Origin of the sequence: Klenkia sp. PcliD-1-E (genome assembly GCF_024124375.1) — a bacterium.
In the GTDB taxonomy this organism is placed as follows: Bacteria; Actinomycetota; Actinomycetes; order Mycobacteriales; family Geodermatophilaceae; genus Klenkia.
In genome coordinates, this window is the sequence record NZ_JAMXRZ010000004.1 from 36,333 (window position 1) to 48,899 (window position 12,567).

The window sequence follows — 12,567 nt, forward strand, 5'->3', positions numbered from 1 at the left end:
GCGACCGTGACCCTGAGCCCGCTCGCCGACAACCTGATCCACCGGGTGAACGTCGGCGACACCCTCACCCGCACCGCCGACCGCGTGCCCACGAGGACGGCGCTGGTCGACGGCGACCGGCGGATCACCTACCGCGAGCTCGACGACTGGACCGACCGGCTGGCCCGCGCCCTGGTCGACCGCGGCTACACGGTCGGCGACTCTCTCGCCCTCGCCTCGGGCAACAGCGCGGAGTTCCTGGCCGTCTACTACGCCTGCGCGAAGGCCGGCGTCGTCTGCGTCCCGCTCAACCTGGGCTGGCGGCCCGACGAGGCCGGCTACGTGCTGGGCCATGCCGGCGTCCGGGGCGTGGTGGTCGAGGCCCAGCTCGCCGGCTGGGTCGCCGAGGCCCTGACGGGGGTGGACGGCGTCCGCGACGTGGTGGTGGCCCCGGGCACCGGCGGCGACGTCCCCGCCGAGCTCGCCGGGCGGCCGACCGGCACGCTCGAGGACTGGGCCGGGGCGGCCGCGGCCGGGCCGGTGGAGGTCGTCGTCCCCGACCGTGCGCCGGTCACCTACCTCTACACCTCGGGCACCACTTCCGCCCCCAAGGGCGTGGTCGGCACCCACCTGGCCGTCGTGGTGGAGTCGCTGACCATGGCGATGGAGGCACGCTGGACCGACGACGACCGGTTCCTGGCGATGATGCCGATGTTCCACACCGCGCAGCTGAACTGCTTCTGCACCCCGGCCGTCGTGCTGGGCGCGACGCTGGTGGTGCACCGCGGCTTCGACCCCGACCGCTTCCTGGACGCCGTCGAGGCCGAGTCGGTCACCCAGGTCTTCGGCCTCCCGATGATGTACCGGGCGCTGACCGAGCGGGCCGACATCGGGCAGCGCGACCTGTCCAGCCTGCGCCGGGCCTGCTACGCGATGGCGCCGATGCCCGAAGCACAGCTGCGCCGGGCGATCGACGTGGTCGGCTGCGAGTTCTTCCTGCTGTTCGGGCAGACTGAGATGAGCCCGACCACCACGCTGTTCCGCCCCGAGCACCAGCTCACCCACGCCGGTGCGGTGGGCACGCCGACGGTGAGCGTGCGGGTGGCGCTGCTGGGGCCCGGCGGCGAACGGGTAGGGCCGGGCGAGGAGGGCGAGATCGTCTACCGCAGCCCGCAGGCGCTCACCGGCTACCTGCACGACGAGGCCGCCACCGAGGCCGCCTTCGCCGGCGGCTGGTTCCACTCCGGTGACATCGGCCGCTTCGACGACGACGGCGTGCTCTGGTTCGCCGACCGCGCCAAGGACGTCATCAAGACCGGCGGGGAGAACGTCGCCTCCATCGAGGTCGAGCGAGCCCTCTACGCCGCCGACCCGCGGATCGCCGAGGTGGTCGAGGTGGGGCTGCCGCACGAGCGGTGGAGCGAGGCCATCACCGCCGTCGTCGTCCCCGTCCCCGGCGCGGTCCTCGACGAGGCCGAGCTGCTGACCGCCGTCCGAGCGCACCTGGACCCCTACAAGGTGCCCAAGGCGGTCGTCGTCGTAACGGACCTGCCCCGCACCTCCACCGGCAAGGTGCAGAAGAACGTGCTGCGCCGGCGGCTGGCCGACCACTACTCCGGAGGGACCGCATGACCGCCGCCACCCACCCCCGGGTCACCGAGGGCACCGTGCTCGGCTCCGTCCTGGACACCCGGGGCGAGGCCTACCGCACCAACCGGGCCGCCTCCCTGGCCGTGCTCGACCAGCTCGAGGAGCAGCTGGACCTGGTGCGCGCCGGCGGGGGCGAGCGGTACGCCGCTCGGCACCGCGAGCGCGGCCGGCTGCTGGCCCGCGAGCGCGTCGAGCTGCTGCTGGACCGCGACTCCGCGTTCCTCGAGCTCTCCTCGCTGGCCGCCTCGGGCACGCAGTTCACCGTCGGCGCCAGCATCGTCACCGGCATCGGCGTCGTGGCCGGCGTCGAGTGCGTCGTGATTGCGCACGACCCCACGGTGCGCGGCGGCGCGATGAATCCGATCTCGCTGAAGAAGACGCTGCGCGCCCTGGAGATCGCCCGGCTCAACCGGTTGCCGGTGATCAACCTGGTCGAGTCCGGCGGCGCCGACCTGCCCAGCCAGGCCGACCTGTTCGTGCCGGCCGGCCAGATCTTCCACGATCTGACCCAGCTCTCGTCGCTGGGCATCCCGACGCTGGCGCTGGTGTTCGGCAACTCCACCGCCGGCGGGGCGTACGTGCCCGGCATGTGCGACTACTCGGTGCTGGTCGACCGGCAGGCCAAGGTGTTCCTCGGCGGCCCGCCGCTGGTCAAGATGGCCACCGGTGAGGACGCCGACGACGAGGAGCTCGGCGGGGCGGCGATGCACTCCCGTGTCTCCGGCGTCGCCGACCACTTCGCCGTCGACGAGCGCGACGCGATCCGGCTCGGCCGGCGCATCGTGTCGGAGCTGAACTGGCGCAAGGCCGGCCCCGGCCCGTCGCTGCCCGCCGACGAGCCGCTGTTCGACCCCGACGAGCTGCTGGGCATCGCGCCCGCCGACATCCGGGTGCCCTTCGACCCCCGCGAGGTGCTCGCCCGCGTGGTCGACGGCTCCCGGTTCGGTGAGTACAAGCCCGAGTACGGCACCAGCCTGGTCACCGGGTTCGCTTCCGTGCACGGCTTCCCGGTCGGCGTGCTGGCCAACGCCCGCGGCGTGCTGTTCAGCGAGGAGGCGAAGAAGGCCGCCGAGTTCATCCAGCTGGCCAACCAGGTCGACACCCCGCTGCTGTTCCTGCAGAACACCACCGGCTACATGGTCGGCAAGAGCTACGAGCAGGGCGGGATCATCAAGGACGGCTCCAAGATGATCAACGCTGTCACCAACTCGACGGTCCCGCACATCACCATCAACACCGCGGCCTCCTTCGGCGCCGGCAACTACGGCATGAGCGGGCGGGCCTACGGTCCGCGGCTGATGTTCGCCTGGGCCGGGGCCAAGCTCGCCGTCATGGGCGCCGCGCAGCTGGCCGGGGTCATGTCCATCGTCGGCAAGGCGTCGGCCGCAGCCTCGGGCCGGCCCTTCGACCAGGCCGCGGACGACGAACGACGGCGCGGCATCGAGGCCCAGATCGACGCCGAGTCGCACGCCTTCTACGTGACCTCCCGGCTCTACGACGACGGCCTGCTCGACCCTCGCGACACCCGCACCGTGCTCGGCATCGCCCTGTCCGCCGCCCACTCGGGCCCGATCGAGGGACGCCACGGCTACGGCGTCTTCCGGATGTGAGCGCCATGTCGATCCCCCTGACGATCACCAAGCTCCTGGTCGCCAACCGCGGCGAGATCGCCCTGCGGGTCATGCGCACCGCCCGCGAGATGGACGTCGCCACGGTCGCCGTCTTCTCCGACCCGGACGCCGACGCGCCCTTCGTGCGCGCCGCCGACGAGGCCGTGCGGCTGCCGGGTGCGAGCCCGGCCGACACCTACCTGCGCGGCGACCTGGTCATCGCCGCCGCCCTGGCCACCGGGGCACAGGCGATCCACCCCGGCTACGGGTTCCTGTCGGAGAACGCCGGCTTCGCCCGCGACTGCGCGGCCGCCGGGCTGGTCTTCGTCGGCCCCACGCCCGAGGCGATCGACGCGATGGGCTCCAAGACCGCGGCCAAGGAGCTGATGGCCGCGGCCGGCGTCCCCGTGCTGCCCGGTGTGGTCGCCGGGGAGGACACCGACAGCGGCCAGGACCTGGTCGCCGAGGCCGAGCGGATCGGCTACCCCGTGCTGGTCAAGGCCGCGTTCGGCGGCGGCGGCCGCGGCATGCGGATCGTCCGCGGGCCCGGCGAGGTGCAGGCCGCCGTCGACAGTGCCCGCCGCGAGGCGGTCTCGGCGTTCGGCGACGGCACCGTGTTCCTCGAGCGCTACGTCGAGCGGCCGCGGCACGTCGAGGTCCAGGTCGTCGGCGACACCCACGGCACCGTCGTCCACCTCTTCGAGCGCGAGTGCTCGGTGCAGCGCCGCTACCAGAAGGTGCTGGAGGAGGCCCCCTCGCCGGCCGTCGACGACGAGCTGCGCGCCCGGCTCGGCAAGGCCGCGGTCGCCGCGGCACAGGCCATCGGCTACGTCGGCGCCGGCACGGTGGAGTTCGTGCTCGCCCCCGACGGCGACTTCTTCTTCCTCGAGGTCAACACCCGGCTGCAGGTCGAGCACCCGGTCACCGAGCTGGTCACCGGCCTGGACCTGGTGCGGGTGCAGCTGCAGGTCGCCGAGGGCCTGCCGCTGCCCCCGGAGGTCCTCGACGCCACCGTCACCGGTCACGCGGTCGAGGCCCGGCTCAACGCCGAGGACGTCCCCGCCGGCTACCTGCCGGTCACCGGCGCCGTGCACCGGTTCGTCGTCCCGGCGCTGCCCGGTGTGCGGGTGGACACCGGCGTCGCCGACGGCTCGGTCGTCGGCGTGCACTACGACTCGATGCTCGCCAAGGTCATCGCGCACGGCCGGACCCGGGACGACGCCTGCCGGCGGCTGGCCCGCGCGCTGGCCGAGGCGCAGGTGCACGGCATCACCACCAACCGCGACCTGCTGGTCGGGGTGCTGCGGGAGGCGGGGTTCCGGGCCGGCGAGATCGACACCGGCTACCTGGAGCGGCACCCCGAGCTGACCTCGCCCGGGCGGGACCCCGAGGTCACCGCGCTGCACGCCGCCGCCGCGGTGCTCGCCGACGCCGCCGCGCGACGGGACGGCGCCCGGGTGCAGGCCGCCGTCCCCAGCGGGTGGCGCAACGTGCCCAGCGCCGACCAGGTCGCCGTCCTGCAGCTCGGGGACGACCAGCTGGAGGTGCGCTACCGCCGCGCGCGCGACGGGTGGCGGATCGCGGTCGGGGACACCAGGCTGGCCGTCGACGGGGTCGAGGTCGCCCCCGACCGGGTGGTGCTGACCGTGGCCGGGGTGCGTCGGCCCTGCACCGTGCACCGGGTCGGGGACGACGTGTTCGTCGACGGCGCCGGGGCCTCGACGGCGTTCACCGAGGTGCCGCGGTTCCCGGTGCCCGGCAGCGCCGCGGGCGAGGGTTCGCTGCTGGCGCCGATGCCCGGCACCGTCGTCCGGCTGGCCGTGGCCGAGGGCGATGCCGTGACCGCGGGGCAGGCCGTGGTCGTCCTGGAGGCGATGAAGATGGAGCACGTGGTGTCCGCGCCGGCCGACGGCACGGTGGCCGAGCTGCGGGCCGCGGTCGGCGAGGCGGTCGACACCGGCGCGGTGCTGGCCGTCGTCGAGGCCACCGCGGAGGTGGCGGGGTGACCGTCACCTACGAGGTGGTGCGCCGGGTCGCGTGGTTGACCATCGACCGGCCCGAGGCCCGCAACGCGCTCTCGGCAGAGGTCCGGCGGCTGCTCACCGAGGGGTTCGAGCGGTTCGCCGCCGACCCCGACGCGGCTGTGCTGGTGCTGACCGGGGCGGGGGAGAAGGCGTTCTGCGCCGGCGGTGACCTGCGCGAGATGGCCGACACCGGGTTGACGGTGCCGCCGCCGGACTTCGTGCCCCAGCCCGGCCGCACCGTGCAGATCGACAAGCCGGTGATCGCCGCGGTCAACGGGATCGCCTACGGCGGGGGGTTCCTGCTGGCCCAGCAGTGCGACCTCGTGATCGCCGCCGAGCACGCCCGGTTCGCCGTCAGCGAGGCCAAGCTCGGCCGCGGCGCCCCCTGGGCGGCGCCGCTGTCGTGGCTGGTGCCCCCGCGCGTCGCCATGCAGCTGCTGGTCACCGGTGACCCGATCACCGCCGAGCGGGCGCGCGAGGTGGGCCTGGTCAACGAGGTCGTGCCCGCCGACCAGCTGCACGAGGCCGCGCAGGCCCTCGGCGAGCGGATCGCGGCCAACGCCCCGCTGTCGGTGGCCGCGGCCAAGCAGACCGTGCGGCTGATGGCCGGGCACCGGTTCGCCGAGGCCTACGCCGAGGCCGAGGCGCTGTGGGAGCCGGTGTACCTGTCGGCCGACGCGCAGGAGGGCCCGGCCGCGTTCCGGGACAAGCGCACCCCGGTCTGGCAGGGCCGCTGAGGTGGCCGTCGACATGGCCGCGCTGGTCGCCGACCTGGCCGCGGAGTCCGCTGACCTGGACCGGGTGCTCGCCGAGCTGCCCGACGCCGCCTGGGCGACGCCCACGCCGTCGCCGGGGTGGAGCGTCGCCGACCAGGTGGTGCACCTGGCCCACTTCGACGAGACCGCCACCACCGCGGCCGTCGACCCCGACCGGTTCCGGGCCGAGGCCGACGCGCTCACCGCGCACGGCGACGACTTCACCGAGGTGGTCACGCAGGCCAACCGCGGCCGGACGCCGGCCGACCTGCTGGCCTGGCTGCGCGGCGCCCGCGCGGAGTACCTGCAGGTGTTCGGCGGCCTGGACCCCTCGACCCCGCTGCCCTGGTACGGCCCGCCGATGAGCGCGGCGTCCTCGGTCACCGCCCGGCTCATGGAGACCTGGGCGCACGGCCAGGACGTCGTCGACGCCGTCGGCGCCACCCGCGAGCCCACCGCCCGGCTGCGCAACATCGCCCACCTCGGCGTCGCCACCCGGGGCTGGAGCCACCGGGTGCGCGGCGAGGAGCTCCCGGCCGAGCCGGTGCGCGTGGAGCTCACCGCCCCGGACGGGGAGGTCTGGACCTGGGGCCCCGCGGACGCCGTCGACCGGGTCACCGGGCCGGCGCTGGACTTCTGCCTGCTGGTCACCCAGCGCCGGCACCGCGCCGACCTCGCGCTGCACGCCACCGGCCCGGTCGCCGACCACTGGCTCGACGTCGCGCAGGCCTTCGCCGGCCCGCCCGGCCCCGGGAGGACCCCCGCATGACACGGGACCCCGTGCGCATCGCCAACTGCTCCGGCTTCTACGGCGACCGGCTGGCCGCCGCCCTCGAGATGGTCGAGGGCGGGCCGATCGATGTCCTCACCGGCGACTACCTGGCCGAGCTCACCATGCTCATCCTCTGGAAGGCCCGCCAGAAGGACCCCGGCGCCGGGTTCGCCCGCACCTTCCTCATCCAGCTCGAACAGGTGCTCGGCACCTGCCTGGACCGGGGCATCCGGATCGTCAGCAACGCCGGCGGGCTGAACCCGACCGGTCTGGCCGGGCAGATCGGTGCGCTGGCCGAGCGGCTCGGCCTGCACCCGGAGGTGGCCGCCGTGCACGGTGACGACCTGCTGCCCCGGGTGCCCCAGCTGCTCGCCGACGGCGTCGACCTCGCCCACCTCGACACCGGGCAGCGGCTGGCCGACGCCGGCGTCGAGCCCGTCTCGGCCAACGCCTACCTCGGGGGCTGGGGCATCGCCGAGGCGCTGGACGCCGGGGCCGACGTCGTGGTCACCGGCCGGGTCACCGACGCGGCGCTCGTGGTCGGGCCGGCGGCCTGGTGGCACGGCTGGGCCCGCGACGACTGGGACGCCCTGGCCGGTGCCGTCGTCGCCGGGCACGTCATCGAGTGCGGCCCGCAGGCGTGCGGGGGCAACTACGCCTTCCTCGACGAGGTGGTCGACCGCCGCTACCCCGGCTTCCCGATCGCCGAGGTCGCCGCGGACGGCTCCAGCGTGATCACCAAGCACGAGGGCACCGGCGGCCTCGTCTCGGTCGGCACCGTCACCGCCCAGCTGCTCTACGAGATCGACTCCCCGGCGTACGCCAACCCCGACGTGGTCGCCGACTTCGCCAGCTGCCAGGTCACCCAGCAGGCCCCCGACCGGGTGCTGATCTCGGGCACCCGGGGGTCGGCACCCCCGGACCGGTTGAAGGTCGCGCTCAACCACCTCGGCGGCTACCGCAACACGATGACCCTGGTGCTCACCGGCCTCGACATCGAGGAGAAGGCGGCCTGGGCCGTCGACGAGCTGTTCGACATCCTCGGCGGGCGCGACTCGTTCGCCGAGACCGACGTGCAGCTGCTGCGCTTCGACAGCCCGGACGCCGCGCTGAACGCGCACGCCACCGCCCACCTGCGAATCACCGTGAAGGACCCCGACCGGAAGAAGGTCGGCCGCCGGTTCTCCGACGCCACGATGCAGCTGGCCCTGGGCGGCTACGCCGGCTTCCACACCACCACGCCGCCGTCGGCCGAGAGCGCCTACGGCGTGTACTGGCCGGCCCTGGTGCCACGCGACGCCGTCGAGCACGTCGTCGTCCTGCCCGACGGGACGTCGCGGGTCATCGCGGACCCACCGACCGGTCCGCTGCCCGTCGTCGAACCCGGCGACGGCGACGCGCAGCCGGCCGACGAGCCGACCCGGCGGGTCCCACTGGGACGGGTGGTCGGCGCGCGGTCGGGGGACAAGGGCGGCAACGCCAACGTCGGCCTCTGGGCCCGCGACGACGCAGGCTGGGCCTGGCTGCGCGCCACGCTGACCACGGAGCGGTTCCGCGAGCTGCTGCCCGAGGCCGCCGGGCTCGCCGTCCGGCGGTACGAGCTGCCGCACCTGCGGGCGCTGAACCTGGTGGTCGTGGGCCTGCTCGGCGAGGGCGTCGCCTCGGCGACCCGGCCCGACCCGCAGGCCAAGGGGCTTGGGGAGTATCTGCGGTCCCGGATGGTCGAGGTCCCGGTCAGACTGCTCCAGTCATGACGACTGGTACTAGAGCGGTCCGCACCCGCGACCCCGACCGGCGCGACCGCATCCTGCGCGCCGCGGCCGACCTGCTCGCCGAACGCGGTTACCACGGCGTCTCCATGGCCGACATCGGCGGCGCCGCGGGCATCGTGGGCTCCGGGGTCTACCGGCACTTCGACAGCAAGGCCGCCGTCCTCGTCGCCCTGCTTGACGACGTCATGGACCGCCTGCAGCTCTCAGCCGATCTGGCTGCGACCTCCCAGAACCCTGTGGACCTCGTACTGCGAGATCTGGTCGGCGCTCAGGTGGCATTCGCGATCGATGACCGAGCCCTCCTCCGGTTGTACCTGCGAGAGGCACACAACCTTCCCGAGAACGATCAACGTCGACTACGCCGTCGCCAGCGTCGGTACCTCGAGGAGTGGATGCACGTCCTGCTCGAGCTGCGCCCGCAGCTCGACGACGGAGTCGCCCGTACCCTCGTCCACAGCGCATTCGGGTCCATCCAGTCGGTCGCCGCGCACCGCAGCGGCCTCCCGCGCCATCAAATGCACGAGCTCCTGGAATCAGTTGCGTTGGCGTGTCTGTTCGCCGACGACCCATCGACGGCGAACAACGAGACTTCAGCCCTGACCTGACCGCCAGTCTGCGGGTGATGATTCGGATCCTGGCGGTGCCGCAGGACAAGGAAGGCTGCACAGGTGGTGCGGATCTCCTCCTCGACCTCGCGAGAACACGACACCACTACCGCCGACCATCGTGCAATCCATCGAGTGCACGAACGAGCCTCCCACCGTCGCTCCGGCTGGGAAGGCTTCAGCAACCAACTGGCCCCATCCGAGACAGATGTAGATCATTTGTCAACAGCGCCTACACATGATGTACTTCTGTCACCCGACGTCCATAGGGAGGGCGACAGTCATGCGGTTCCTCGACAGGTTCGTCATGAAAGCCCAGTCCACCGTCCCGATGGGTCGGCAGGTCCAGGCCCTCCATGTCCTCGACAGGGCCAGGAAGCTGTTCACTCAGGATGACCAGCCCCGGTTCTCCGAGTCCGTCATCCCGGATGTCTCGGAGCTCGGGCTGACCGAGATCGACGTCAGCAACCCGTTCTTGTGGCGGCAAGGGCAGTGGCACGGCTACTTCCGCCGTCTTCGCGACGAGGCGCCGGTTCACTTCAACTCCACCAGCGCCTTCGGCCCCTTCTGGTCGGTGACCCGCTACGACGACGTCGTGGCGGTCGACAAGGACTACGCGACGTTCTCAGCTGAGCCGCAGATCATCCTCGGAGCGCCACCCAGCGGTCTGGACATCGAGATGTTCATCGCCATGGACCCGCCGCGCCATGACCAGCAACGCGCCGCCGTGCAGGGCGTCGTCGCACCGGAGAACCTGGAGGAGATGGAAGGTCTGATTCGCGGGCGCGTCCAGGAGGTCCTCGATAGCCTACCTGTGGGACAGCCATTCGACTGGGTCGACCGGGTCAGCGTCGAGCTGACCTCGCGGATGCTGGCCACTCTGCTCGACTTCCCCTACGCCGAACGACGCAAGCTGGTGGAGTGGACGGACCTTGTGGCCACCAGCGCATCGGCCACCGGCGGCTCGAACAACACGAACGAGATCTACCGAGGGGCCGCCGAGATGGCCCGCGCCTTCAGCGCGCTCTGGCACGCCAAGGCCGCTCGTCTGCAGGCCGGCGAGTCGCCCGGCTATGACCTAATCACGCTCATGCAGCTTTCCGAGGACACGAAGGACCTGATCAACCGGCCGATGGAGTTCCTGGGCAACCTGGTCCTGCTCGTCGTGGGGGGCAACGACACGACGCGGAACTCGATGACCGGGGGGGTGTTGGCCCTCAACCAGTTTCCCGAGCAGTTCGACCGGCTTCGTGCCGACCCCCACCTGGTCACGAAGCTCGTCCACGAGATACTGCGGTGGCAGACACCCCTGGCCTACATGAGGCGCGTCGCGACACGCGACACCGTCGTCGGTGGCCAGTTCATCCGCAAAGGCGACAAGGTCGTCATGTGGTATGCCTCAGCCAACCGGGACGAGCGAATCTTCGAGGACCCGGACGCCTTCGTCATCGACCGACCAAATGCCCGTCGCCACCTGGCCTTCGGCATCGGAACACATCGGTGCATGGGCAGTCGATTGGCCGAGATGCAACTGCGGATCCTCTGGGAGGAGTTGCTCGCCCGGTTCGATGACATCGAGGTGCTGGCCGAGCCGGCGCGCGTGCAATCGAACTTCGTGCGCGGGTACAGCTCCATGTCGGTGGTGCTCACGCGCAAGGGCGAACGACGTCCCTCTCCGGGCCCTTACCGTGTGGGACAAGCAGCAGACCCCCAGCACCCATCGCGCACACCGCGACACTCAAGCCCGGCCTCTCCGGACCGGCCCGGTCACGCCGAAGGCGACCGCCGCGAGCTGCAGGTGTTACACCGGCGCACCATCGCCCGCGACGTCGTCGAGCTCACCCTGGTCGACCCGTCAGGAGACCCCCTACCTGCCTGGACGCCCGGATCGCACGTCGAGCTGTTCCTCCGCCCCGGTCTGAGCCGGCACTACTCCCTCTGCGGAAATCCTGCCAACACGTCGTCGTGGTCGGTCGCTGTCCTGCGTGAACCCGACGGTCGCGGCGGCTCGATCCACGTCCACGACGAACTCGGCGCGGGGACCTCGCTCCAAGTCACAGGTCCAACGAACCGATTCCCGCTCGTCCCCGCATCGCGCTACCTCTTCATCGCCGGCGGCATCGGAATCACCCCTATCCGGTCCATGGTGGCGGCCGCTCAAGCCGCAGGGATGGAGTGGAACCTCCTCTACGTCGGACGCTCGCGGGGTTCGATGGCCTTCCTGGACCAGCTCGACAGTAACGACCGGATCACCTGCTGGGCCACGGATGAGCACGGGCATCGGCCTGACCTGGGCGCGTTCGTCGGTGATCCAGAACCTGGTGCCTCCATCTACTGCTGCGGTCCGGGCTCCCTGCTCGACGCAGTCGAACAAGCGTGCACGGCGTGGCCTGACGGGAGCCTGCACACCGAACGGTTCGCTGCTGCGGAGATTGCAGTTCCGGAGGCCGCGCTGGGCACTTTCGCAGTCGAGTGCGCCCGATCGGGGGTCACCGTCACAGTCCCCGACGGCACCACAATTTTCGACGCGGTCGGCGCGGCCGGCGTGGACGTGATCGGATCTTGCATGGAAGGCGTCTGCGGGACCTGCGAAGCCGACGTCCTGCTGGGTGTACCCGACCACCGGGACTCCGTGCTGTCCCGCCGGGAGAGGGAGCGCGGGGCCACACTCATGACCTGCGTCTCAAGGTCGCTCTCACCGACGCTCGTGCTCGACCTGTAGCGCCGCCCGCCCGAAGACCCGGCCCACCATCGAGATGCGGTCGACGGCTTCATCGACGCCGACGGTGGGCTGCAGCAAATGGCTCACCGTCAACCGCACCACAGAGTCGATGAGGGCGTCGGGCACTGCACCCCCCACCATCGACTGGATCAAGCCGATCGCGTGTCCAAGCACGACGTCAGGGTCCACGGTGACGAGCGCAAGAAGCCCGGAGTCGCGATCTGGTCGGAGGATCGACAGGACCAAAGCGTTGTCCCGGCCTCGCTCCAGGACCATACGCGCCGCAGCCGAGATGCCGTCCTCCACGCGCCCCGGATGAGCCTCGAACCCCTCCTGGACCCACCCGAGGAAGCGGGCCACCTCGTGGGCCACGACGGCCCTCCCGAGTGCCGCTCGGTCGCCCACGTCCTTGTACAGACCCTGGCGGGTCACGCCCGCCCGCCGCGCAACCGCTGTCATGCTGAGCCCGTCCCAGCCCCGCTCGGTGATGATTTCCACCGACGCGTCGAGCACCCGATGCAGACGCAGGAGACGCACTTCGGCGTTGAAATCGGACGCACTCACAACTCCGAGCCTAGGCCCCCCTTTCGTGCGACCGCCGTACGCAGCAGGCTGGGCTGAGGCCGGGAGAGCGCACCGGGTGCAGGGGTACTGTTCTGGCTCCGGAGCTCCGGCTGC

At 72.0% G+C, this 12,567-nt stretch carries 9 protein-coding genes; 8 read left to right on the top strand and 1 reads right to left on the bottom strand.

Annotation, left to right across the window (positions count from 1 at the left end; translation table 11 throughout):
• Nucleotides 1-6 precede the first annotated feature (6 nt).
• The 8 genes from NH342_RS01915 (at nt 7) to NH342_RS01950 (ending at nt 11,889) form a co-directional block, all read left to right on the top strand.
• Nucleotides 7-1,611: an AMP-binding protein gene (locus NH342_RS01915; protein WP_253010706.1), complete on the top strand. Its 1,605-nt coding sequence runs from the start codon at nt 7-9 to the stop codon at nt 1,609-1,611.
• Nucleotides 1,608-3,239 (top strand): acyl-CoA carboxylase subunit beta, encoded by a 1,632-nt coding sequence (locus NH342_RS01920; protein WP_253010708.1) that lies wholly within the window; start codon nt 1,608-1,610, stop codon nt 3,237-3,239. Before NH342_RS01915 ends, NH342_RS01920 begins: the two co-directional genes overlap by 4 nt.
• A gap of 5 nt (nt 3,240-3,244) precedes the next feature.
• Complete coding sequence (locus NH342_RS01925) at nt 3,245-5,245, top strand: biotin carboxylase N-terminal domain-containing protein (protein ID WP_253010710.1); 2,001 nt, start codon at nt 3,245-3,247, stop codon at nt 5,243-5,245.
• Nucleotides 5,242-6,000: an enoyl-CoA hydratase/isomerase family protein gene (locus NH342_RS01930; protein WP_253010711.1), complete on the top strand. Its 759-nt coding sequence runs from the start codon at nt 5,242-5,244 to the stop codon at nt 5,998-6,000. The genes NH342_RS01925 and NH342_RS01930 overlap by 4 nt, the downstream gene beginning before the upstream one ends.
• 1 nt (nt 6,001) lies before the next feature.
• A complete protein-coding gene (locus NH342_RS01935; protein ID WP_253010712.1) occupies nt 6,002-6,787 on the top strand; it encodes a TIGR03084 family metal-binding protein in 786 nt (261 codons plus the stop codon).
• On the top strand, nt 6,784-8,544 hold the full coding sequence (locus NH342_RS01940) for an acyclic terpene utilization AtuA family protein (protein WP_253010713.1): 1,761 nt from the start codon (nt 6,784-6,786) through the stop codon (nt 8,542-8,544). Before NH342_RS01935 ends, NH342_RS01940 begins: the two co-directional genes overlap by 4 nt.
• Nucleotides 8,541-9,167, top strand: a complete 627-nt coding sequence (locus NH342_RS01945) for a TetR/AcrR family transcriptional regulator (RefSeq protein ID WP_253010714.1) — start codon at nt 8,541-8,543, stop codon at nt 9,165-9,167. Before NH342_RS01940 ends, NH342_RS01945 begins: the two co-directional genes overlap by 4 nt.
• A 283-nt stretch (nt 9,168-9,450) precedes the next feature.
• Nucleotides 9,451-11,889, top strand: a complete 2,439-nt coding sequence (locus NH342_RS01950) for a cytochrome P450/oxidoreductase (RefSeq protein WP_253010715.1) — start codon at nt 9,451-9,453, stop codon at nt 11,887-11,889.
• Here the strand turns inward: NH342_RS01950 and NH342_RS01955 are convergent.
• Nucleotides 11,863-12,453 carry a TetR family transcriptional regulator gene (locus NH342_RS01955; protein ID WP_253010716.1) on the bottom strand — a complete coding sequence of 197 codons (591 nt, stop codon included), beginning with the start codon at nt 12,451-12,453 and terminating at the stop codon, nt 11,863-11,865. The two genes, NH342_RS01950 and NH342_RS01955, sit on opposite strands and share 27 nt — an antisense overlap.
• Nucleotides 12,454-12,567: the final 114 nt, after the last annotated feature.

Coding starts and splice junctions, on each gene's coding strand:
- NH342_RS01920 (WP_253010708.1), top strand. CDS start 1,608: ATGACCGCCGCCACCCACCCCCGGGTCACCGAGGGCACCGTGCTCGGC.
- NH342_RS01925 (WP_253010710.1), top strand. CDS start 3,245: ATGTCGATCCCCCTGACGATCACCAAGCTCCTGGTCGCCAACCGCGGC.
- NH342_RS01940 (WP_253010713.1), top strand. CDS start 6,784: ATGACACGGGACCCCGTGCGCATCGCCAACTGCTCCGGCTTCTACGGC.
- NH342_RS01945 (WP_253010714.1), top strand. CDS start 8,541: ATGACGACTGGTACTAGAGCGGTCCGCACCCGCGACCCCGACCGGCGC.
- NH342_RS01950 (WP_253010715.1), top strand. CDS start 9,451: ATGCGGTTCCTCGACAGGTTCGTCATGAAAGCCCAGTCCACCGTCCCG.